Origin of the sequence: Bradyrhizobium sp. BEA-2-5 (assembly GCF_032918025.1) — a bacterium.
GTDB classification, from domain to species: Bacteria; Pseudomonadota; Alphaproteobacteria; order Rhizobiales; family Xanthobacteraceae; genus Bradyrhizobium; species Bradyrhizobium pachyrhizi.
In genome coordinates this window covers 8191070-8213102 of sequence record NZ_CP136629.1, presented here as the reverse complement: position 1 = coordinate 8213102, position 22033 = coordinate 8191070, and the positions used below count along the sequence as shown (strand labels likewise).

The 22033-nt window shown below is 65.7% G+C and carries 22 protein-coding genes and 2 pseudogenes; 13 read left to right on the top strand and 11 right to left on the bottom strand.

Going from position 1 to position 22033, the window contains the following annotated elements; all coding sequences use genetic code 11:
* Positions 1-11: 11 nt before the first annotated feature.
* The 5 genes and pseudogenes from RX327_RS38315 to RX327_RS38295 all read left to right on the top strand — a co-directional run bounded on the left by RX327_RS38315 (position 12) and on the right by RX327_RS38295 (position 4606).
* On the top strand, positions 12-869 hold the full coding sequence (locus tag RX327_RS38315) for a branched-chain amino acid ABC transporter permease (RefSeq protein ID WP_317248977.1): 858 nt from the start codon (positions 12-14) through the stop codon (positions 867-869).
* A 4-nt stretch (positions 870-873) separates the two neighbouring features.
* The gene (locus RX327_RS38310; RefSeq protein ID WP_317248976.1) at positions 874-2091 is read left to right on the top strand and encodes a substrate-binding protein; all 1218 of its coding nucleotides are present in this window, start codon (positions 874-876) and stop codon (positions 2089-2091) included.
* 7 nt (positions 2092-2098) lie between these two features.
* On the top strand, positions 2099-3193 hold the full coding sequence (locus RX327_RS38305) for a branched-chain amino acid ABC transporter permease (RefSeq protein ID WP_317248975.1): 1095 nt from the start codon (positions 2099-2101) through the stop codon (positions 3191-3193).
* Entirely contained in the window at positions 3180-3914 is a 735-nt protein-coding gene (locus RX327_RS38300; protein WP_317248974.1) for an ABC transporter ATP-binding protein, read from the top strand. The genes RX327_RS38305 and RX327_RS38300 overlap by 14 nt, the downstream gene beginning before the upstream one ends.
* A pseudogene (locus RX327_RS38295) lies at positions 3907-4606 on the top strand (ABC transporter ATP-binding protein). The gene RX327_RS38300 and the pseudogene RX327_RS38295 overlap by 8 nt, the downstream one beginning before the upstream one ends.
* Before the next feature lie 12 nt (positions 4607-4618).
* Here RX327_RS38295 and RX327_RS38290 read toward each other — a convergent pair.
* Genes RX327_RS38290 through RX327_RS38280 form a run of 3 tightly spaced genes read right to left on the bottom strand, consistent with a single transcriptional unit; the run spans position 4619 to position 6071 of the window.
* The gene (locus RX327_RS38290; RefSeq protein WP_050385020.1) at positions 4619-5107 is read right to left on the bottom strand and encodes a hypothetical protein; all 489 of its coding nucleotides are present in this window, start codon (positions 5105-5107) and stop codon (positions 4619-4621) included.
* Positions 5104-5451, bottom strand: coding sequence for a DUF3147 family protein (locus tag RX327_RS38285; RefSeq protein ID WP_028337300.1), 348 nt, complete (start codon positions 5449-5451; stop codon positions 5104-5106). Before RX327_RS38285 ends, RX327_RS38290 begins: the two co-directional genes overlap by 4 nt.
* Positions 5448-6071, bottom strand: coding sequence for a phosphatase PAP2 family protein (locus RX327_RS38280; protein WP_050385019.1), 624 nt, complete (start codon positions 6069-6071; stop codon positions 5448-5450). Before RX327_RS38280 ends, RX327_RS38285 begins: the two co-directional genes overlap by 4 nt.
* Before the next feature lie 199 nt (positions 6072-6270).
* Between RX327_RS38280 and RX327_RS38275 the strand changes: the two genes are divergently transcribed.
* The 3 genes from RX327_RS38275 to RX327_RS38265 all read left to right on the top strand — a co-directional run bounded on the left by RX327_RS38275 (position 6271) and on the right by RX327_RS38265 (position 8988).
* On the top strand, positions 6271-7347 hold the full coding sequence (locus tag RX327_RS38275; protein WP_317248973.1) for a flavodoxin family protein: 1077 nt from the start codon (positions 6271-6273) through the stop codon (positions 7345-7347).
* Positions 7348-7415: 68 nt separating this feature from the next.
* Positions 7416-7646 carry a hypothetical protein gene (locus tag RX327_RS38270; protein WP_082190618.1) on the top strand — a complete coding sequence of 77 codons (231 nt, stop codon included), beginning with the start codon at positions 7416-7418 and terminating at the stop codon, positions 7644-7646.
* A 256-nt stretch (positions 7647-7902) separates the two neighbouring features.
* Positions 7903-8988: an IS30 family transposase gene (locus tag RX327_RS38265; protein WP_317248972.1), complete on the top strand. Its 1086-nt coding sequence runs from the start codon at positions 7903-7905 to the stop codon at positions 8986-8988.
* Between the two features lie 139 nt (positions 8989-9127).
* Here the strand turns inward: RX327_RS38265 and RX327_RS38260 are convergent, their stop codons facing one another.
* From RX327_RS38260 to RX327_RS38245, 4 genes are all read right to left on the bottom strand, one after another.
* A complete protein-coding gene (locus RX327_RS38260; RefSeq protein ID WP_317248971.1) occupies positions 9128-10636 on the bottom strand; it encodes a murein L,D-transpeptidase family protein in 1509 nt (502 codons plus the stop codon).
* A 229-nt stretch (positions 10637-10865) separates the two neighbouring features.
* On the bottom strand, positions 10866-11828 hold the full coding sequence (locus tag RX327_RS38255) for an acetyl-CoA carboxylase carboxyltransferase subunit alpha (RefSeq protein ID WP_317248970.1): 963 nt from the start codon (positions 11826-11828) through the stop codon (positions 10866-10868).
* Positions 11829-12093: 265 nt separating this feature from the next.
* Positions 12094-13077, bottom strand: a complete 984-nt coding sequence (gene xerD, locus RX327_RS38250) for a site-specific tyrosine recombinase XerD (RefSeq protein ID WP_317248969.1) — start codon at positions 13075-13077, stop codon at positions 12094-12096.
* A 16-nt stretch (positions 13078-13093) separates the two neighbouring features.
* Entirely contained in the window at positions 13094-13240 is a 147-nt protein-coding gene (locus RX327_RS38245; RefSeq protein ID WP_035669499.1) for a hypothetical protein, read from the bottom strand.
* A 145-nt stretch (positions 13241-13385) separates the two neighbouring features.
* Here RX327_RS38245 and RX327_RS38240 point away from each other — a divergent pair, with 145 nt between their 5' ends.
* From RX327_RS38240 to RX327_RS38230, 3 genes are all read left to right on the top strand, one after another.
* A complete protein-coding gene (locus RX327_RS38240) occupies positions 13386-14018 on the top strand; it encodes a shikimate kinase (protein ID WP_317248968.1) in 633 nt (210 codons plus the stop codon).
* Complete coding sequence (gene aroB, locus RX327_RS38235; protein ID WP_317248967.1) at positions 14015-15157, top strand: 3-dehydroquinate synthase; 1143 nt, start codon at positions 14015-14017, stop codon at positions 15155-15157. Before RX327_RS38240 ends, aroB begins: the two co-directional genes overlap by 4 nt.
* Positions 15158-15274: 117 nt before the next feature.
* Positions 15275-16582: an HlyC/CorC family transporter gene (locus tag RX327_RS38230; protein ID WP_317248966.1), complete on the top strand. Its 1308-nt coding sequence runs from the start codon at positions 15275-15277 to the stop codon at positions 16580-16582.
* A 145-nt stretch (positions 16583-16727) separates the two neighbouring features.
* On the opposite strand, the gene RX327_RS38225 is transcribed toward RX327_RS38230, so the two are convergent.
* A complete protein-coding gene (locus RX327_RS38225; RefSeq protein ID WP_050383205.1) occupies positions 16728-17177 on the bottom strand; it encodes a hypothetical protein in 450 nt (149 codons plus the stop codon).
* Positions 17178-17301: 124 nt separating this feature from the next.
* Positions 17302-17577: a BolA family protein gene (locus RX327_RS38220; protein WP_317251417.1), complete on the bottom strand. Its 276-nt coding sequence runs from the start codon at positions 17575-17577 to the stop codon at positions 17302-17304.
* 110 nt (positions 17578-17687) lie between these two features.
* Here RX327_RS38220 and RX327_RS38215 point away from each other — a divergent pair.
* Positions 17688-18326, top strand: a pseudogene (locus tag RX327_RS38215) (J domain-containing protein).
* Between the two features lie 392 nt (positions 18327-18718).
* Here the strand turns inward: RX327_RS38215 and RX327_RS38210 are convergent.
* Positions 18719-19810, bottom strand: coding sequence for a citrate synthase/methylcitrate synthase (locus RX327_RS38210; protein WP_317248965.1), 1092 nt, complete (start codon positions 19808-19810; stop codon positions 18719-18721).
* A gap of 72 nt (positions 19811-19882) precedes the next feature.
* On the opposite strand from RX327_RS38210, the gene RX327_RS38205 reads away from it, so the two are divergent.
* Entirely contained in the window at positions 19883-21106 is a 1224-nt protein-coding gene (locus RX327_RS38205; RefSeq protein ID WP_317248964.1) for a citrate synthase family protein, read from the top strand.
* Here RX327_RS38205 and RX327_RS38200 read toward each other — a convergent pair whose 3' ends face one another.
* The gene (locus RX327_RS38200; RefSeq protein ID WP_317248963.1) at positions 21107-21769 is read right to left on the bottom strand and encodes a DedA family protein; all 663 of its coding nucleotides are present in this window, start codon (positions 21767-21769) and stop codon (positions 21107-21109) included.
* Between the last annotated feature and the right edge of the window lie 264 nt (positions 21770-22033).

Below are 22033 nucleotides of genomic sequence, written 5' to 3'. Positions count from 1 at the left end.
GATCGAACGCCATGGCTAGCACTTTTGCCGCGGCGTTCGAGATCCTGAGCTTCGGTGCGATCATCGTGTTGATCGTGCTTGGGCTCGGAATCATCGCCAGCATGATGGGCATCTTCAACTTCGCGCAGGGCGAGTTCGTCCTGCTCGGTGCCTACATCACCTATCTCGCCTATGCCAGGGGCCTGCCGATCTGGGCGGGCATGGTCGCGGCGCCCTTCGTCGTCGGCGCGCTTGGCTTCGTGCTGGAAGCGCTGATCATCCGCCGCTTCTACGCCGCACCCATCGTCGCCATGCTCGGCACCTATGCGCTCGGCCTGATCATCCGCGAATCCGTGCGCGGGCTGATCGGCGGGTTCTATCTCACCGTGCCGGAGCCGATCGGCGGCTCGATCGACATCGGCTCCGTCCACATCTCGGCCTGGCGCTTCACCATCATCGTCGTCACGCTCCTGGTGATGGCCGGCTGCTATCTCTTGCTGGCGCGCACCTCGTTCGGGCTTCGGGTCCGCGCCACACTGGAGAACCCGTCGCTGGCGCGCGCCTCCGGCATCTCCACGCCCTTGATGTACGGCGCCACCTTCGCGTTCGGCTCTGCGCTCGCCGGGCTTGCCGGCGCGCTGATCGTGCCGGTGTTCAGCCTCTACGCCGATCTCGGGCTGCGCTTCCTGATCCAGGGCTTTGTCGCGGTCATGGTCGGCGGCGTCGGCTCCTTCATCGGCCCGGTCGCCGGCGCCGGCGTCATCGGCACGCTTAGCGCCGCTCTGCCGTGGGTGATGGCGCCCGTCGTCGCCGATGTCCTCGTCTTCGTGCTCGCCATTGTCTTCATCAAATTCCGCCCGCAGGGTCTCATCGCTGGAAAAGGGGTTTAATCACATGTTCGATCGTACCAATCTCACGCGCCGCCGCTTCATGAGCAATTTCGCGTTCGCGACCGGCGCGCTCGCGACCGGGGTCGGTAGCTGGGTGGTCAGGCCCGACTGGGCCAATGCGGCGGAAGGCCCGATCAAGGTCGGCATCGCCACCGACCTCACCGGCCCCATCGCCTATGCCGGCAATGCCGACGCCAACGTCGCCAAGATGGTGATCAAGGAGATCAACGCGGCCGGCGGCCTGCTCGGCCGTCCGCTCGAGCTCTACATCGAGGACACCGCGTCCAACGAATCCGTCGCCGTCGGCAACGTGCGAAAGCTGATCCAGCGCGACAAGGTCGACATGGTGCTCGGCGGCATCACCTCGTCGATGCGCAACGCGATCAAGGATCCGATCGTCGCCCGCGGCAAGACGCTCTACATCTATCCGCAGCTCTACGAAGGCAAGGAGTGCACGCCCTACCTGTTCTGCACCGGCCCGACGCCGGCGCAACAGTGCGACGAGTTCATCCCCTGGCTGATCAAGAACGGCGGCAAAAAGTTCGCGCTGCCCAGCGCCAACTATGTCTGGCCGCACACGCTCAACGTCTACGCCCGCAAGGTGATCGAAGCCAACGGCGGCGAGGTCGTGTTCGAGGAATATTACCCGCTCGACCAGGTCGACTTCTCCTCGACGGTCAACCGCATCATCTCCAACAAGGTCGATGTCGTCTTCAACACCGTCATTCCGCCGGGCGTCGGGCCGTTCTTCAAGCAGCTCTATGAAGCGGGCTTCCTCAAGAACGGCGGGCGGCTCGCCTGCGTCTACTATGACGAGAACACGCTCAACATCAACCAGGCCGCGGAGATCGAGGGCCTCGCAAGCTGCCTCGATTATTTCAAGGTGCTGACCAAGGAGAACCCGTTCGACGCCAAGATCCAGGCCGCGTACGAGAAGGATTTCCCCGGCAACTTCCTGTTCGCCGCCGGCAGCGCCGCCACCGGCACCTATCGCGGCCTGAAGCTGTGGGAAGCCGCGGTCAAGGAAGCCGGCAAGATCGATCGCGAGTCGGTTGCCGCCGCGCTCGACCACGCCAAGATCGCCGAAGGTCCGGGCGGGCCCGCCGAGATGGTGCCGGGCAAGCGGCACTGCAAGATGAAGATGTACACCGCGGTCGCCAAGGGTGGGAACTACGAGATCGTCGCCCGCAGCAACGGCCTCGTCGATCCCAAGGAATGCTGAGCGATCAATGGTTGGAGCAAGAGAGGCTGTCGCACGCGTCGGTGAGGAACCAGATGTCGTGACGGGCGAGGGTGCACCGGCCGCAAGCGCGCCGGCGGGACGAGCGTCGGCAGGATGGAAGGTCCTGCCGATCGTGGAGGGGCTGGTGCTGTTGATCGCACTGGTCCTGCCATGGGTGCTGCAGGACTATCTCACGGTGTTCGCGACGCGGGTGCTCATCCTGGCGCTGTTCGCGCTGTCGTTCGACCTGGTCTGGGGCTATGCCGGCATCATGAGCTTCGGCCAGGCCCTGTTCTTCGGCTCGGCCGGCTACGGCGTCGCGCTGCTCGCGCGCGACCTCAACGTCACGTCGATTCTCCTGATCCTGCCTGCCGGCACGTTGATCGGGCTCACCGCGTCGCTCCTGCTCGGCGGCTTCCTGCTGCTGGGACGGCATCCCTCGAGCGTGATCTTCGTGTCGCTCGGCACGCTCACCGGCTCCTATGCCGCCGATCGCCTGGCGCGCGGCTGGTACTATCTCGGCGGCCAGAACGGCATCCCGTCGATCCCGCCGCTCACCCTCGGCGGCTACGAGTTCGTGGAGGGCCCGATCCACTATTACATGGTGCTCGGCATCCTCGTGGTCGTCTATCTGCTCTGCCGCTTCCTGGTACGTTCGCAGTTCGGCCTGGCGCTCGCGGGCCTGCGCGAAAACGAGCAGCGCATCGCTTTCTTCGGCTACAAGGTGCAGCACCTGAAAGCCATCATCTTCACCATCGGCGGCGCCATTGCGGGCCTCGCCGGCAGCCTCTACGCCTTCCACGAGGGCTTCGTCTGGCCCAACATGCTGGGCGTCGTGTTCTCGACCCAGGTCGTGCTCTACGTGCTGTTCGGCGGCTCCGGCACGCTGATCGGCGCCGTGATCGGCACCGTGATCATCGAGGGCGTCAGCTTCTGGCTGTCGGACAATTACCGCGACGTCTGGCCGATCATCCTGGGCCTCTTGCTGCTGCTCGTGATCCTGTTCCGGCCGCTCGGCCTGATCAGCTTCGTGCTCGGCGAGCGCGAGCGGGTCGGCAGCTTCGGTTCGAAGCCAAAGGAGAAGCGCAATGCCGCTCCTTGAGGCCGCCGGCATCAAGAAGGTCTTCGGCAAGCTCACCGCACTCGACGGTGCGGCGCTCACCGTCGGCGAGAACGAGTTCCACGGCCTGATCGGCCCGAACGGCTCGGGCAAGAGCACGCTGATGAAGTGCATCGCCGGCGCCGAAGTGCCGACGCAGGGCAAGGTCTCCTTCGTCAACACCGATATCACCGCGTTCACGCCGACCGAGCGCGCGCGCGCCGGCATGAGCCTGAAGTTCCAGATCACCTCGGTGCTGCCGACGCTGACGCTCTACGACAACATCCTGCTCGCGCTGCAGGCGCACTGCTCGCTGCTCGACCTCGTGTTCTCGCGCACGCGCAACAAGCTGCACGACCAGGTCATGACCATGCTGACGCAGTTCCGCCTCGCCGACCGTGCCTTCGATGCGGCCGCTGCGCTGTCGCACGGCCAGCAGCAATGGCTGGAGATCGCGATGGCGCTCGCCGGCAAGCCGAAACTGTTGCTGCTCGACGAGCCCACCGGCGGCATGAGCCTGGAGGAGCGCCGCGTCACCGGCGAATTGCTGCAGCCGATCAAGCAGCATTGCTCCCTCGTTATCGTCGAGCACGACCTCGATTTCATCCGCGACATCTGCGATCGCCTCACCGTGCTCGACCAGGGCAAGGTGCTGGCCTCGGGAACAGTGTCCGAGATCCAGGCCAACAAGGCCGTCCAGGAGATCTATCTGCGCCGTGCCTGAACAAACCTTCCTCGATATCAAGCATCTCGACGCCGGCTATGGCCGCAGCCAGGTCCTGTTCGACGTCAGCCTCGGCATTCCCTGGCGCGGCGGCGTCGCCGTGCTCGGCCGCAACGGCGCCGGCAAGACCACGCTGATGAAGACCATCGTCGGCGAACTGCCGGCGTGGAAGGGGGAGGTTCTTCGACGGCCGCGACATCAGCCGCCGCGCCACCCAGGAGCGCGTCCGCGCCGGCATCGGCTATGTCCCGCAGGAGCATTCGGTGTTCGCGCGCCTGTCGGTGCGCGACAATCTCGCGGTCGGCTCGCTCGCGAGCAAGAAGGCCGACGCCGTCGATCACGTGCTGACCATCTTCCCCAAGCTCGGCCAGCGGCTCGACCAGCCCGCCGGCACCCTCTCCGGCGGCGAGCGCAAGATGCTCGCCATCGGCCGCGCCATGCTGGGCGATCCCAAGCTATTGCTGCTGGACGAGCCGACCGAAGGCGTCTGGATCGGCGTGATCGAGGAGATCACCGAGCGCCTGATCGATCTCGCCAAGGAGATCGCCGTCATCATCGTCGAGCAGCACCTCGACCTGGCGCTGCGCGTCGCCGACTACGCCTACGTCCTCGACCGCGGCAGGGTTGCGCTGCAAGGCGGCGCGAGTGAGGTGCGGAGCGATCCGGAACTGCTGCGCTATCTGGCGCCGTAGCGCTGCGGAACTTCAATGCGGCAGGCGGTCGGCCTTCCGCCCGATCACGCCGTCTCCCGGCGTCCGCGTCCGCCGCACCGATCGCATCTCGCGACGTACATACCAGGCGGCGACCGAGCAGATCAACCAGGCCAGCGCTGCGGCGATGAAGGCGGCCGGGACGCTGCGGTCCACCGTCAGCGCGAAGACGATGGCAAATGCCAGCATGCCGAACGCGCCGAGCGCCGCGCCTGCGGCATCCAGCGCCGCGGCCTGCTGCCCGCGCCACGTGCCGTCGAGGCCGGCGTTCCGCTTGCGGCGGATTTCATGCTTCTCGATCAGGGTCGCGCTGGCGCAAAGGATGACGGGGAGTGCAAGAAAGGCGCCGCCGACATAGGCGCCGCAAGTGCTGCTGATCAGGCCGGTCAGGACGGTGGCGCCGCCGCCGAGCACGAAGCGGATCAGATATTCGGTCCAGCGGCTTTCCCTGAGCGCGGACAGTGAGACGCGGACCGGTGTCACGCCTGTCCTCCGGCAACGCCCAGCAAGCCGAACACGATCGCCAGCCAGACGATCAGCGCCAGCAACGTGGCGGGGGCGGCGCGCAGCTTCGCGCGAATCAGCAGTTGGCAGACCGCGAAGCTATAGATGGCCAGCGCAACGGCGCCGGCCATCATCGCGCGGCTCTGCAGGCCGGCGTAGTCGGCGCCGTGCTGGTACACGGCGATGCCGAGGGTCGCGAGCGCGACCGACGGCGCCGCGCCGAATAGGCCGGCGAAGCTCTTCGGGCGCAGCAGGTCGCCCAGCATCGCGAAGGCCGACACCACGGCCCCGCCCAGCAGAAATCGGATGACATATTCGGTCATCGCGCCTTGCCCCGCGGCGGATCGTCACCGGGATAACCGGTCCACAATCGCAGCAGCCGCTCGAGAATCGCTCCGAGGCCGAATCCCGCGATCACGTCGCTCGTCCAGTGTGCGAGCACCACAACGCGCGTCAGCGAAAGGCCGACCGCGACTGTCTGGATTGCGCACCGCGCGCCGGCGGGCAATGTCGCGGCCGCCGACGCCAGCGCGCCCATATGCAGCGCGTGCCCTGATGGAAAGGCGTCGTCGCGCTTGCCCGAGATCGGGATGCCGTTGGCATGGCCGGCCACGGTCAGGCGATCCGGGCGGGTCTGATTGAACAGCAATTTCAGGCCATGTGGCAGCAGCGATGCTGCGACCGTCACCAGCAGCGCGTGATTGCCGGCGCGCTCGAGCGAGGCGCCGCGCCCGCGTGAGGTAAGCCAGCCGGCGGCGGCGAGCACAAGCAGGACCTTTTCGTCAGCGCCCCAGGTCAGTGTGCGGGCGATCTCTTCCGGCGCAGGAGCGGTGTTGCGGGCGATCGCACGCGCGATGATGGCGTCCGCCGCGGTCGGGCGAATGGTGATCGGGAAGGGGGCGCCTCGATGGCGGCGTGCTCGAACTCTGGCTGTCGTATCCATGGTCAGGTTCCCATCCAACGCGCCAGCCGCGGCATGGGTCCTAACGGGGCATGCAAGGAACCAAATGCAGATCGATGGTCTTGAACTTCTGCCCGTCTCGACCCGATCCGAAGGTTTCACCCCAAGGCTTCGCGCCAAGGCTTCGCGCGCCAACCGGGATGCACGGCGGGCGATGGATTGTAGTCAGGGAGAGGTGTCGATGACGGAGCCGGACGTTCGCAAGGGGATGCCGCCGGTCAAGCTTTCGCGCGAGGAGTTCGAACGGCGCTACCGCAAGCGGTTTGCCGATCCGGTCTTTCAATCCATGCAGACGGAGCTCGCGACGATCATCGCCGGCGCCTGGGACGCCTATCGTCATTCGCGCAAGGCGCCGGTCACCCGCAAGGCCGGCCCCGGCTTTGCCGATCCCGAATATGATCTCGCGGTCGATTGGCTGTCCGCGCGCGATGCCATCGATGAAGCGCAGCGCAGGCACGACGATCCCAACGAAACGCCGCATATCCTGCTGATCAACGGCTCGGCGCGCAGCGAACACACCTGTCCCGGCGAGATGTCCAAGAGCTGGCGCATGGTCGAGATCGCCGAGCGCGCCTTCCGCGAGATGGGCCTCGCGGTCGATGTGCTCGATCTGTCGCGGCTGACGTCCGAGTTCGGCAGGGAGATTCATCCCTGCAAGGCCTGCGTCGGCACCGCCATGCCGCTCTGCCACTGGCCGTGCAGCTGCTATCCGAACCATTCACTGGGCCAGACCGGCGACTGGATGAACGAGATCTATCCGCTCTGGGTTGCCGCCCACGGCATCCTGATCGTGACGCCGGTGCACTGGTATCACGTGCCAGCCGGGCTCAAGGCGATGATGGACCGCATGGTCTGCGCCGACGGCGGCAATCCCGATCCGACCTCGACCCACGGCAAGAACGCCACCGAAGCCAAGGCGATGGAGCTGAAGGGCTGGCCCTATCCCAGGCATCTGCGCGGCCGGCATTTCGGCATCGTGGTCCACGGCGACAGCGTCGGCGCGGAAACCTGCCGCCGCTTCCTTGCGGACTGGCTCACCGACATGCAGCTGATCTCGGCGGGGCGCTTCGCCGAGCTCGACGGCTATGTCGGCTACATGGAGCCATACGCCACCTCGCATCGCGATCTCGACGAGGACAAGGCCTTCCAGGAACAGGTGCGCAATGTCGCGCTGGCGCTCGGCGCCGCCGTCGACCTCGCGCGCACCGGGCATCTGGAAGATCCCGGCAAGGGGCTTGAGGACCCGCAGCCGAAGTAGGGTGGAATCCGGGTTCCCAAAGGAACGAAGCGCCCCGGCTGCCCGTTAGGCCGCGGGAGGAAGTCACAATGCGCAATATTTCGATTGCAGCTCTTGTTGCGGCTGCCGTGATGAGCAGCGGTGCCGCGTTGGCGCAGCATTCCGGTACGCCATCGGAACAGAGCGCGTGCACGCGCGATGCACAGCGCTTCTGCCGGAAGGACCTCGGCAATGACGGTGCCGTGCAGAACTGTCTTCAGATGAAGCGAGCCAGCCTGAGCCGGAGCTGCAAGAAGGTTTTCGAAAGCCACGGAATGTAACGGTCGCCTGCGAACGGGCATCCGTGATGGAGCGTGGCGGTTAGCTCGGGCAAATCATGTCGCGAGAACGTTGTGGTGTGACTCACAGACCGCGCCACACATTCAGTGTCGTCCTGGCGAAAGCCAGGACCCATTACCCCAAATGAGAGTTATCGCGCGACGCTGGGGCCACGATCCCATTCACGATCAAGTTCTGTGGTTATGGGTCCCCTGAGTTCGCAAACGAAGTGCAACACTTCCTTGAGGAGGTGTTGCCATGGGGCGGACTTACAAGCAGCTCTCTCTGGACGACCGATGCGAGATTGCCTGCCTATCGGCCAATGGCAGCTCGGTCCGGCAAATCGCGGCAGCTCTGGATCGCTCGCCATCAACGGTCTCTCGGGAACTGAGGCGCAATCGGGGGAGCCAGGTCGGCTACAAGCCAAACTATGCCCAGCACCAGATGCGAGCGCGGCGCTGGACGGGCGGACGCCTCGAACGGGAGCCCGGCCTGCGCCGCGCGGTGTTGGAACGCCTTCGCCGGGGCTGGTCGCCCGAGCAGGTCGCCGGCCGGCTGGCCCGCGAGTCCGGGCGCAAGGTGATCTCGCACGAGACCATCTACCGCTTCATCTATGCCCAACTCAGGCGCACCACGGATTTCAACTGGCGGCGCTATCTGCCGCGCGCCAAGAGCAAGCGCGGCCGCCGCGGCAAGAGGGGCGGCAGCCCCGCAAGCTTCATCGAAGGCCGTGTTTCCTTGGCAAATCGGCCGATCGAAGTGGCCGACCGCAGCGTGCCCGGACACTGGGAGGCCGACCTGATGATGTTCTCGAAATACGGTCAGGCCGTGCTGACCGTGCACGAGCGCACCTCGCGTCTGCTGCTCGGCATCCGCCTTGCCAGCAAGGTCGCGCGCGGTGTCGCCCGCCATCTCGTGGGCTTCTTCGCGACCCTGCCACAGGAGCTGCGCCAGACCGTGACCTTCGACAACGGCACCGAGTTCGCCGGTCACCTGGCGCTGCACCGCCTCTCGATCGAGACCTTCTTCTGCGATCCCCACGCCCCCTGGCAGAAGGGCGGCATCGAGAACGCTATCGGCAGGATGCGCCGCTTTATTCCCCGCAAGACCGATCTCGTAACCCTCTCGACCGCCAGATTCCGCCAGTTCATCGCCGCCTACAACAACACCCCGCGCAAATGCCTTGACTACCGCACGCCTGCCGAGGCCTTTGCTCAAGTGTTGCACTTCGAATGTGAATCTACCTCCTGGCTTTCGCCAGGACGACGACAATATTTGCGACGGCGGCGCAATAGACTCACTGTCGTCCCTGCGAAAGCAGGGACCCATAACCACAAATGCTGATTGTTGTGCGACGTCGGAACGACGAATCCGGTTCACACCACAAGCGCGGCGTATGGGCCCCTGCTTTCGCAGGGACGACACCGTGTGCTTCTTGAAATGTCTATCGCAAACGACCGGCGGCGCGTGCGTGCCGCGCTTGCTACTTCACCGCCGAGAAGCGGGTGTCGAACGAATTGGTCTGCACGACGGGCGCGGAGCCGGCGAGTTGGGTCGACGACGACGGGGCCGGTGCGGCGGCCGCTGCGGTGGTCACTGCCGGCTTCGGTGCCGGCTTGGCGGCCTGCTTCGGCTCAGCCTTGGGGGCGACGCGAACCACCGACTGCGGCTTGGCCTCGGCGACCTTCGGCTTGGCCGGGGCAGCAGCGGCCGGAGCCGGCGCGGTCGTCTTGCTGGCGTCGGCGGTGCCGCCGATGCCGACCTTGCGGGCAAAGCTGGAGAAGAAGCCTTCGGACTTGTCAGAGGTGGACTTGTCGGAGGTGGATTTGTCAGAGGCGGATTTGTCGGACGCGTTCGCCGAGGCAACGCGGGTGCTGGCCGACGATGCGGTGGACGACGTCGTCGCCACGACCGGCTCGTCCTGCTGGACCGCAAGATTGGGCTTCGGCGGATTGACCGTACCGGGGATCGTGCCGGGCGCGCGCGCCAGCGACATCGACGCCAGCGCCTGGCTGTCGCCGCCTTCGGAGAGGCCGGTGTTTCCTTCCGGAATCTTCGAGGCGAAGATCGCGTTCATGCCGCCGTCGATGCCGGTGTTGAGGCGCGCAACGGGCGTACCCTTGGATACCAGCTTGGCGGTCTCGGCGGCTTCCTTCTGCTCCTTCTCGTGCACGGCGCTCGCGATCTCCTCGGGGATCACATAGGCCGGGCATTTTGCCGAGGCGTCGAACACCAGGTCGCGCTTGGCGTCCGCCGGCTTCGCCGCGTCGAACACGTATTTCCTTTCGCAGAAATCGACCCTCGGCTCCTGCCGCGTCACCTCGAAATGATCATAGCCTTCCTTGATCATCTTCCAGAACGGCATGTTCGGATTGTTCCGGTGCCTGGCCATGTTCACCGGCGTCATCTTGAACGGATAGGCCTGCAGCTGGAACGCCTTCTGGCCGCCGAAGAAGGATTCGCGCCCCAACGAATAGATCTCCGCGATCTGCTCGTCCGTCATCGCGTAGCAGCCGCGCGACGAGCAGTCGCCATGCACCATCAGCTGCGAGCCGGTGCGCCCCAAGGCCTTGTCGAACGCGTTCGGATAGCCCGTGTTGAAGGAGAGGTAATAGGCCGACTGCGGATTCATCTGGCTCGGATTGATCGAGTAGAATCCCTCCGGCGCCTGGCGGTCGCCTTCGCGCACCTTGGGGCCGAGGTCGCCGGACCAGCGGCAGATCGGATAGGTCTTGAGCAGCGCGAACTTGCCTGAGCGGGTCTGCTTCCAGATCTCGAGCTCGGCCTCCTGCTTGAACAGGCGGACCAGGATCGGCGATTGCAGGTCCATGTCCTTCTCGGCCATCGCGGCGATCAGCTTCGGCGGCACCGGCTGGTTGGCCTTGGCGTTGGTCGCGAGCGAGACCTGGTCGCTGTCACAACCGGCGAGCATGACGCCTGCGGCGAGCACCGCCGAGGTCAGAAGCGCGCGTACGAGCGTGCGATGAGTCAAGTCCGAGCTCCACACCCACCGGGCGATTTTCGCGACCCCAACACGGCGAATATGCCCTGAAGCCATTGTGTAAAATATTAGCCTTCGACGACCCCTGCTCGCAACCTGAACCGGGGCGGACAGCCCTCACGGTAGCAGGCATGGTTCAAGGAATGTTAAAGACCCGGCTCGGGGCCCAATTACGGCAAAATTGCCCGGTTTGGACGAAAAATCGGGCGGTTTGGGCGCCTCAGCCGAGCTTGCGGCCGATATCGAGGAATTTCTGGCGCCGCTGTTTGCGAATCGCGTCCGGATCAAGATTTCGTAGGTCGTTGAGCGCCTGGGCGATGGCCTCGCCCGTCGTGGCGATCATGGCCGCGGGGTCGCGATGGGCGCCGCCGACCGGCTCCTTCAGGATCTGGTCGATCACGCCGAAGCGGAGCATATCCTGGGCGGTGATCTTCATGTTGTTGGCGGCTTCCTGCGCCTTGGTGCCGTCGCGCCAGAGGATGGAGGACGCCGCCTCCGGCGAGATCACGCTGTAGATCGCGTGCTCCAGCATCAGGACCTTGTTGGCGGTGGTGATGGCGATGGCGCCGCCCGACATGCCCTCGCCGGTGATGATGGCGACGTTCGGCACGGTCAGCGCCAGGCAGGCGTCGGTCGAGCGCGCGATCGCCTCGGCCTGGCCGCGCTCCTCGGCGCCGATGCCGGGATAGGCGCCCGCGGAATCGGCGAGCGACAGCACCGGCAAGCCGAACCGCTCGGCCATCTCCATCAGCCGCACGCATTTGCGATAGCCTTCCGGCCGCGCCATGCCGAAATTGTGCCTGATACGGCTCTCGGTGGAATCGCCCTTTTCCTGGCCCATCACGCAGATCGGCTCGCCGCGGAAGCGGCCGAAGCCGGCGACCAGCGCCTCGTCCTCGCCGAACTTGCGGTCGCCGGCGAGCGGGGTGAATTCGGTGATCAGGCCCTTGATGAAGTCGTTGAAATGCGGCCGCTGCGGATGCCGCGCGACCAGCGTCTTCTGCCACGGCGTCAGGTTCTGATAGAGGTCGGCCAGCGCCTGCGCCGCCTTGTCCTCGATCCGCCCGATCTCGTCGCTGATGTCGGTGCCGGACGCTGCGAGCGCCCGCAATTCATCGACCTTGGAGTCGAGCTCGGCGACGGGCTTTTCGAAGTCGAGATAGCTGCGCATCTGGTCTTGCATCAACTCAATATAGGGAGGAACGGTGCGAGGGGCGAAGCGGTTTCGGCGTCGGAAAGAGAAGCTTTGTAACTTCAAACGGTTAACGCGCATCTGGGTGGAATGCACGCTTCGGGATCGCAAGCAGGTGACGCTCTTTCTGCGGAGACGAAGCGGAAGTCAAGGCGGATTGCTCGTAGCCCGGATCGAGCGAAGCGCAATCCGGGGAGCGATATCGGCGGAAATACCATTCCCGGATTTTGCTGCGCTCCATCCGGGCTACGGATCCCTAGCACTTCTCGGCCAGCGGGTGCAGGTCGCGCACCAGGCTCTTCAGCCGCTCCTCGACCACATGGGTGTAGATCTGCGTCGTGGAGATGTCGGTATGGCCGAGCAGGGTCTGCACGATGCGCAGATCGGCGCCGTTGTGCAGGAGGTGGCTGGCGAAGGCGTGGCGCAGCACGTGCGGGGAGACCAGCCGGGCCTGCAGCCCGGAGGCGACCGCGAGCTCCTTGAGGTCGCGGGCGAAATGCTGCCGCGTCAGATGTCCGCTCTCGCCGAAGGAGGGGAATAGCCATTTCGAGGGTGCGGCTTTCTTTGCCTTCGGCTGCATCACCTCCGTCGCGGCAAGGTAATCCGCCATCGCCTGCCGCGAGGCCTCGTTGAGCGGCACCAGCCGTTCCTTGTTGCCCTTGCCGCGCACCACGATCATGCGGGCGTCGCGCTTGGCCGCCGAGCGCGGCAGCGCCACCAGTTCGGAGACGCGCAGGCCCGTGGCGTAGAGCACCTCGAGCAGGCAATAGAGCCTGAGAGCGCGCTGCCGCTTCGCCGGCGAGACGTCGGTCTGGGTCAGCTCCTTGGCCCGGGTCAGCATGCGGTCGACATCCGCGATCGACAGCACCTTCGGCAGGCCGCGGCCGCGCTTGGGGCCGGACAGGATCGCGGCCGGATCGTCGCCGCGGATGCGCTCATTGAGGAGGAAGCGGTAGAGATGCCGCATTGCCGACAGGCGGCGGGCGACGCTGGTGGACTTGAAGCCGCGGATGTCGAGATCGGCGAGATAGTCGCGCAGCGTCTCGGTGTCGGCGCTGGTGAAATCGGCGCCGGCATGGGCGAGGTAGTCGGAGAAGTCGGTGAGGTCGCGGCGATAGGCGTCGAGCGTATTGGGCCCCGCGCCCTGTTCCGCCGCGAGCATGTCGAGGAACAACGCGGTCAGTTTGGCGTCGGAGGGCTTGGTGAGGGTCTTGGCGGGATTTTTGGCAGCAGCGGGCATGCCGGAATCCTAGCGCCTATTTCTTGAGAAATTTATCCGGCGGGATCGTTACCGTCATTTCCCGCGGCTTGGGATTGACGAAGTTGGCCAGAGCGAAGACCACGCCATAGACGATGCCGGCGATCACGGCGACGACCGTCAGGAAGCGGAACAGGCTGGGCATCGAGGCGACTCGGGCGGCAAATTAACCAATGAAATCATCCAACATGTTCGCCGCGCGGTTGCAAGAGTCGCTGGTAAGGGTGTCGCCGGGGGTAGTATAGGTGGCTCGAATTCTGAACAATTCGTCCCAATATCCGAGCTTTTTGATGTCCGACGCAGCCGTACCGGCGCCCACCCATCCGACCCTGGAGGCCGACATCGCGGCTGCGCTGGGGACGCGGTCGATCGTGCTGGTCGGCATGATGGGGGTGGGCAAGTCCACCATCGGCCGGCGGTTGGCGGCGCGACTCAAGCTGCCGTTCACCGATGCCGACACCGAGATCGAGGCGGCGGCGGACATGACGATCCCGGAGATATTCGAGAGCAAGGGCGAGCCGTATTTCCGCGACGGTGAGGCGCGGGTGATCGCCCGCATCCTCGGCAATGGCCCGGTCGTGCTGGCGACCGGCGGCGGCGCCTTCATGCGCGAGGAGACCCGCAACCGGATCCGCGACCGCGCGATCTCCATCTGGCTCAAGGCCGACAGTGATATCATCATGCGCCGGGTGCGCCGCCGCGCCGATCGTCCGCTGTTGCACACCCCCGACCCGGAGGCGACCGTCAACCGCCTGCTCAGCGAGCGCGAGCCGGTCTACCGCACCGCCGATTTGACGATTGCCTCGCGCGACGTGCCGCACGACCGGATCGTCGAGGAGTGCATCGAGGCCCTACATGCGCATCTGTGCGGTGCGCGTCCGGCCGACGAGCCACCATCTGATGGATTGAACGCGACCTCATGACTGCGCCCTTGAAACATTCTGCCTCCGTTACCGTCGACGTCGCGCTCGGCGACCGCGCCTACGACATCGTCATCGGCCGCGGCGTGCTGTCTTCGCTTGGAGAACGGGTCGCAGCCCTGCGGCCGGGCGTGCGCACGGCCATCGTGACCGACCGCACCGTCGCGAAATACTGGCTCGAGCCCACCGAGGCGTCGCTCGCAGCCGCCGGCGTGCCGACGTCGCGGATCGTGGTCGAGGAGGGCGAGGGCTCGAAGAGCTATGCCACGCTGACCGAGGTCAGCGAAGCCCTGATCGCCGCCAGGATCGAGCGCAACGATCTCGTCATCGCGCTCGGCGGCGGCGTCGTCGGCGATCTCGCCGGCTTTGCCGCGGCGATCCTGCGCCGCGGCGTCGATTTCGTGCAGGTGCCGACCTCGCTCCTGGCGCAGGTCGATTCATCCGTCGGCGGCAAGACCGGCATCAACTCGCCGCAGGGCAAGAACCTGTTAGGGGCCTTCCACCAGCCGGTGCTGGTCATCGCCGACACCGCCGTGCTCGACACGCTGTCGCCGCGCCAGTTCCGCGCCGGCTATGCCGAGGTCGCCAAATACGGCGTGCTCGGCGACGAGGCCTTCTTCACCTGGTTGGAAAAGAACCATTCCGACATCTTCAAGGGCGGCTCGGCGCGCGAGCACGCGATCGCGACCTCGTGCCGCGCCAAGGCGGGCGTCGTCTCGCGCGACGAGCGCGAGACCGGCGAGCGCGCGCTGCTCAATCTCGGCCACACCTTCGGTCATGCGCTGGAAGCGGCGACCGGCTTCTCCGACCGTCTGTTCCACGGCGAGGGCGTCGCGATCGGCATGACGCTGGCGGCGCAGTTCTCGGCCGGGCTCGGCATGATTTCGTCCGACGATGCGGGGCGCATCGCGCGTCATCTGTCCGCGGTCGGATTGCCGACCCGCCTGCAGGACATCGCCGGTTTTGCGCAGGAAGGACTTGCCGATGCCGATGCGCTGATGGCGCTGATGGCGCAGGACAAGAAGGTCAAGCGCGGCAAGCTCACTTTCATCCTGCTGGAGGCCGTGGGACGCGCGGTGATCGCCAAGGACGTCGAGCCGCAGCCGGTGCGCGACTTCCTGCAAGCCAAGCTGAAGGCCTAGACCGGGATGCCTCTCCTTCGGATCGTCATCCCGCTCTGTCTTTTTGATTTGAGCATGATCTTTCCGGAAAACCGCTGCACACTTTTCCGGATCATGCTCTAGCCACGGATCAGTTCAGTGGGATGGTTCACCTTCTCGATCGTGCTGCTCTGCCTGTTCATCTCGGCGTTTTTCGCAGCGAGTGAGACAGCGCTGACCGGCGCCTCGCGCGCCAGCATGCTGCGGCTGTCGAAGCAGGGCAACACCGATGCAGGCGTGGTCTCCAAGCTGGTCAACATGCGCGAGCGCATGATCGGCGCGCTGCTGCTCGGCAACAACATCGCCAATATCGGCGCCTCGGCGCTGGCGACCGGCGTGTTCACCGCCTGGTTCGGCGACGTCGGCGTGCTCTATGCCACCGCGGTCATGACCGTGATGGTCGTGGTGTTCGCCGAGGTGCTGCCCAAGACCATCGCGATCAACGCACCCGACCGCATCTCGCTTTTGGTCGCGCGGCCGATGCGGCTGACGATCCTCGTGCTGGGGCCGCTGCTCACCGTGATCGAGACCATCGTGCTGGCGCTGATGAAGCTGCTCGGCATCAAGGTCGGGGCGCACCAGGCGGTGCTGTCGCCGACCGAACGTCTGCGCGGCGCGGTCGATCTGTTGCATCACGAGGGCAAGGTCGAGAAGCAGGACCGCGACATGCTCGGCGGCTTGCTGGATCTCAGCGAGCTGCAGGTCTCCGACGTCATGGTCCATCGCACCGAGATGACCATGGTCAACGCCGACCTGCCGCCCGAGGAACTGGTGCGCGAGGTGCTGGCGAGCGAATACACCCGCATCCCGCTGTGGCGGGAGAAGCCGGAGAACATCGTCGGCGTGCTCCACGCCAAGGACCTGCTGCGCGCGATGCGCGCCAACGAGGGCGACATGTCCGCGATCGATGCCTCGGCGATCGCGCTGCCGCCCTGGTTCGTGCCGGAAATGCGGCCGATATCCCAGCAGCTCAAGGCGTTCCGCCGTCGCAAGACCCATTTCGCGCTCGTCGTCGACGAGTATGGCGAGGTCGAAGGCCTCGTGACGCTGGAAGACATTCTGGAGGAGATCGTCGGCGATATCTCCGACGAGCACGACGTGGTGGTCACCGGCGTGCGCCGTCAGCCCGACGGCTCCGTCGTGGTCGACGGCTCCGTGCCGATCCGCGATCTCAACCGCGCGCTGGACTGGCACCTGCCCGATGAAGAGGCAACGACGGTCGCCGGCCTCGTCATTCACGAAGCGCGCTCGATCCCCGACCGCGGCCAGAGTTTTACCTTCCACGGCTTCCGCTTCCGCGTCCTCCGCCGCGAGCGCAACCGCATCACCGCGCTCCGCATCGTCGCCGTCCCGCGCGAGACCGAGCTGGAGGAGAAGAAGCCGAAGCGGGCGGGGACGGCATTCTAACGCTCTGCGGCAAGCGCAAATCCACCACCGTCACCCTGAGGTGCGAGCGGAGCGAGCCTCGAAGGGTCGACGGCCACCGGCCGGGCCGTGCATCCTTCGAGACGCGCTGCGCGCTCCTCGGAATGACGGATCAGGTGACGTAGGCCTACTCGATATCGATCGAGATACCCGACAGCTTCCAGGCGCCGTCGGAGGGGATGAAGCCGAGCTGATACTTCACCTGCTTGGGCGTGGTGTCGAAATGCCCCTTCAGCCGCAGCACGCCCTTGTCGTCGATCTTGGCGTCCTCGTCGAGAACGATCGGCTTGGCAACCACGGCGTCGAACACCGCATGCTTGTCGACCAGATCCTTGAAGATGGTCTTGAGCTTGTCGGGCGGAAACTGGTCGCGGAACGGCTTTGAGATCTTGGCGTGGAACACGGTGAAATTGTTCGCGGCCACCGCATCGTTGAGCGAGACCAGGATGCTCTTGATCAGCACCTCCTGGACGAACGGGCTCGGCATGTCCAGCGCCAAGGCCGGCCGCATCGCGCAGATCAGGAGCAGGCCGGCGGCGGTGACGATCGACCGGAAACGTGGCCAGCAAGGGATCATCAATGGCCCCATATCATGCGTGGCGGTGCAATCCGTAGTTTCACCTGCTCACGCAGGGAGCAGGAGCAGGTCCATCCTGTTCTCATAACGGAAAACCGCCGCTTCGTCTTGAGGCAAGCGCGAACTAGCGCGGCTTTTCCCCGGGGCCGTGGGCGTGGATCGCCAGCGCGTGCACCGAGCCGGCGAGTTCCTGCGCCAGCGCCGAATTTATCATGCGATGGCGGTCGACCCGGCTCTTCCCTTTGAAGGCGGCAGACACGATATAGACGCGAAAGTGCGTCTCACCGCCCGGCTGATGGCCGGCGTGGCCCTCATGCAAGTGTGACTCGTCGACGACCCGCAGGCTTTCCGGCGTGAAAGCTTCCTGCAACTTGTTGCTGATAGTGTCTTTGGTGCTCATGGCGGCGGAGTTAGGTTCGCGACAGCTTTTCGTCAATGGTGCAAGCGGGAAACGAGGTCCGCGCAATGTCAAGACTTGAAGGTTTTTGCATTGCGTAGTCAAAGTCAGCCATGCCGATCGATTCATCAAAGTTCTTCGACTCCATCCGCGTCAAGCCGACCAAGGTCAGTGCGAAGCGCCAGGCGCAGGCCGGCGAGCAGGCTGTGACCTGCGAGTGGGCGGGTTGCCAGAACAAGGGCGCGCATCGCGCCCCGAAAGGCCGCGAGAATTAGCGCGAATACTGGCACTTCTGCCTGGACCACGTGCGCGAGTACAACCAGAACTACAATTTCTTTTCCGGCATGAACGCCGACGCCGTCGCGCGCTACCAGAAGGATGCGCTGACCGGCCACCGTCCGACCTGGAAGATGGGCGCCAATAACGGCAAGAAGGGCGAGAGCGGTCTCGATGCCGCCTCCGATCCGTTCCACGTGTTCTCCGAGCTCAACGGCCGCGGCCGCTGGCGCCCCGGACCGGGCGGCGCGGAGCCCAAGGCCGAAACGCGCAAGGTGATGAACGCCGAGCGCAAGGCGCTCCAGGTCATGGGCCTCGGCCCCGGTGCGACGCTCGCCGACGTCAAGGCCAAGTACAAGGCGCTGGTGAAGCAGCACCACCCCGACGCCAATGGCGGCGACCGCTCCACCGAGGACCGCCTGATCGAGATCATCAAGGCGTATAATTATCTGAAGACGGTCGTGCGGGAGGCCTGAGCTCTCTAGTCCTCGTCGCCCTTGCGAAAGCAGGGGCCCATAACCACCGGCCGTTATCGTTTGTACAAAATGTCTGCCCGACTGCCCCATAGATGGGCCGCGGCGTATGGGTCCCTGCTCCCGTGCGCAATTGCGCACTAAAGCGCGATGACATTTGGATGAATCGTCATCGCGCTTTAGGTTGTTGTTTACGCATGATCTTTCCGGAAAACCGCTTCGCACTTTTCCGGATCATGCTTTAGGCAGGGACGACGGCAGAGTGTGTGGCTCCGCCGTCGTCCAACGATGCAATTCTGTAGCCCGGATAGAGCGCAGCGCAATCCGGGGCTCTTCCCATCCGCGGCTACACCGTTCCCGGATTTCGCTGCGCTCCATCCGGGCTACGGTTTCATTCACCCCTTCGGCATCGCCCCGACATAGGACGAGCTCGGCCGGATCAAGCGCCCGGTGCGCCGCTGCTCAAGCGCGTGCGCGGTCCAGCCGGCAGCGCGTGCGGTGGCGAAGATCGGCGTGAAGGCCTGGCGCGGAATCGCGAGCGCGTCGAGCAGGATCGCAGTGAAGAACTCCACATTCGTCTCCAGCGGCCGCTCCGGATTCTTCTTGCGCAGCGCGGCGCGGATATAGGCCTCGACCTCGCCGGCGAAGGGCAGGTCGGCGCCGTTGGAAGCCAGCGCCTCGATCGCGGTCTTCAGGACGTCGGCGCGCGGGTCGCGCACGCGATAGACGCGGTGGCCGAAGCCCATCATCCGGTCGCCGCGCGCCAGCGCCGCGTCGACCCACGGCTTGATCCGTTCACGCGAGCCGATCGCATCCAGCATTTCCAGCACCGGCTCCGGTGCGCCGCCATGCAGGGGGCCGGTGAGCGCGCAATAGCCCGCGGTCACGGCGGCGAACAGATCGGCTTGCGTCGAGGCCACCACGCGCGTCGTGAAGGTCGAGGCATTCATGCCGTGGTCGCAGACGGTGACGAGATACGCATCGAGCGCGGTGACCTCGCGCGGCTCGACCTTGCGGCCCAGCAGCATCCGCAGCGTGTCGGCGGCGTGGCCGGCATTCGGGTCCGGCGCGATCGGATCGCTGCCCCTGGCTCGGCGGACCAGTGCGCCTGCGATCACCGGGAATGCGCCGACGATGGTCGCCTCATGCTCCAGCCGGTTCTCGCCGCGGAGGCCCGCGATCGCGGCCCGGAAGCCGTCGACGATCGACATGCCGCGTGTCGCAGGCAGCAGGTCCGGCAGGCGGGCGAACGCGCGTTCGCGGGCGGCGCCGAGGCTGGCGCGGACATTGGCTTCACTCAGCGACTTGCTGGCGCCGTTCCAGAGTCGGGCGGTGACGCCTTCGAAATTCAATTTGGCGGCGAGGTTGCCGACATGCTCGCCGGCGATGATCAGCTCGCCGCGCTCGCCGTCGACATGGCTCAGCACGGTTTCAGCCGCGGGGACGCCGTCCAGCCCGATTTGGCTCTTGGTCAGATGAATGTTCATGGCCTGTCTCCTTTCACGCGAGAAAGGTCAGGCCTCTCGACAGATTGATCAATCTTGATTACGTAAATCAATATGAAAAATTCCGATGGGCTGTACCTTTCTGCCCGGGAGGCCGCCGCCGAGCTCGCGATCTCCCCGGCCACCCTCTACGCTTATGTCAGCCGTGGCCTGATCCGCTCCGAGCCGACGCCGGACTCGCGCAAGAACCGCTACCGCGCTGAGGATGTCCGGGCGCTGAAGGAGCGCCGCGTACCGTCGCCGGAGCCGCGCGGGCTGCGCAGCTTCGATGCCGACCTGCCGGTGATGGACACGGAGATCTCGACCATCACCGAGGAGGGCGCGATCTATCGCGGCGTCAATTGCGTCGATCTTTCCGAAAGCGACACGCTGGAGCACACGGCGACGCTGCTCTGGGACGTCTCCGGCGTCGATCCGTTCGCTCCGGACAATTGTCCGCACCTCTCGGACGAAATGCGCGCCATCGCCGAAGCCGCGCGCCGCGCCCAGCCGATCGATCGGACGGTGGCCGTGCTGGCGCTGGCTGCCAGTGCCGATCCCCGCGCCTTCACCCGAGCGCCCGATGGCCGCGCGCTGGTCGGCGCGCGCATCGTGCGCCTGCTGGTCGCGACCATGCTCAATGCCGAGCCGTCGGCCGAGCCGCTGCACGAGCAGGTGGCGCGGGTTTGGACGCCTGACAACAAGCACGCGCCCGACCTGATCCGCCGCGCGTTGGTGCTGCTCGCCGATCATGAACTGAACGCGTCGACCTTCACCGCACGCTGCGCGGCATCGACCGGGCTCAATCTGTACGACGCCGTGATCGCGGGTCTCGTTGCGCTGAAGGGACCGATGCATGGCGGTGCCGGCGTGCTCGCCTCGCGCCTCGTCAAGACGATGCTCGACAATGACGTTGCGCCAGTGGTGCGCGAGCGCGTCGCGCTCGGCGAGCGTTTCGCCGGCTTCGGCCATGGCGTCTACAAGCGCGGCGATCCGCGGGCGATCTCGCTGCTCGAGGCGCTGACGCGCGCCGGCGCGCCGCGCAAATTCACCCGCGAGGTGCCGGAGCGCATCGCGGAAGCCACCGGCGAGTTCGTCAACATCGACTATGCGCTCGCAGTCCTCGTGCACGCGCTGCGCCTGCCCGCGGGCAGCGAGCTCGCCCTGTTCGCCATGGCGCGCAGCGTCGGCTGGATCGCGCACGCCAGCGAGCAATTGCAGTTCGGCAAGCTGATCAGGCCGCGGGCGCGGTATGTCGGGCCGGCGCCGGGGCGGGCGGGAACGACCAACAGCCTCTAGCTATTTGGCCGGCTTGGCCGGTTCGATCAGGCTGCCGCCGTGCCGGCGGCGGATGGTCCAGACGGCCAGCGCCAGGATTACGGCGCCGCCCGCGACCGCAAACATCCAGAGATGCTTGCCGACATGGCCATGATGCGGCAGGCCGGCATAGTCGTGCAGCGCGGTGACGGCGAGAACGCCCGGCAGCACATGTGCGGGCGCCCAGGCCAGGATGGCCGGGATGTTCACCGCGTAGAATTTGGCCGGCGCCATGCCGAGCGCGCCGGCGGTCACGGGGACGAAGGCCCGAACCGGCGGCACGAAGCGGGCGAAGAACACCGCGAGCACGCCCCAGCGATTGAAGAACGCCTCACTCTGCGCCACTACGCGGGGGTAGTTGGAAAGCGGCCAGGCCGACAGGATCTCGCGCTGGCTGCGGTGGCCGATCAGGTAGGCGGTGCCGTCGCCGAGCATCGCGCCGGCGGCGGCCGCGGCGAGCACCGGCAGCAGCTTCAGTTCCCCGCCCGGCACCAGCGCGCTTAGCGCCAGGATGATGGTCGAACCCGGCACCAGGGAGCCGATCACCGGAACCGCTTCCAGCAGGGCGGCCAGAAACAGCGTCAGATAGGCGAGCCAGGCATGGGCCGAAACGAACGCGATGAACGGGTCAAGGAATGAAGTCACAAAATTCCCATGCGGCGGTGATATGGATTGGAGAGCTAACAACTCCCTGCCGGGGTGGAAAGTGCCTCGCGGGCAGGCAGGGCGTCCGCACGCTGCGGCGAAAGTGCGGCGTGATTCGCAGGGCAGCCTTTCAAAAACCGGCGTCCGGACCTATCTTCATGATAGGACAACGGAACTTTGATTGGCCCGCGGGCTTCTGCCGGCCGTTGCTCTCTGCTAGGCTTGTGCCTAGCACCCCATCCGCAGCCAAACCATCAATCTGGT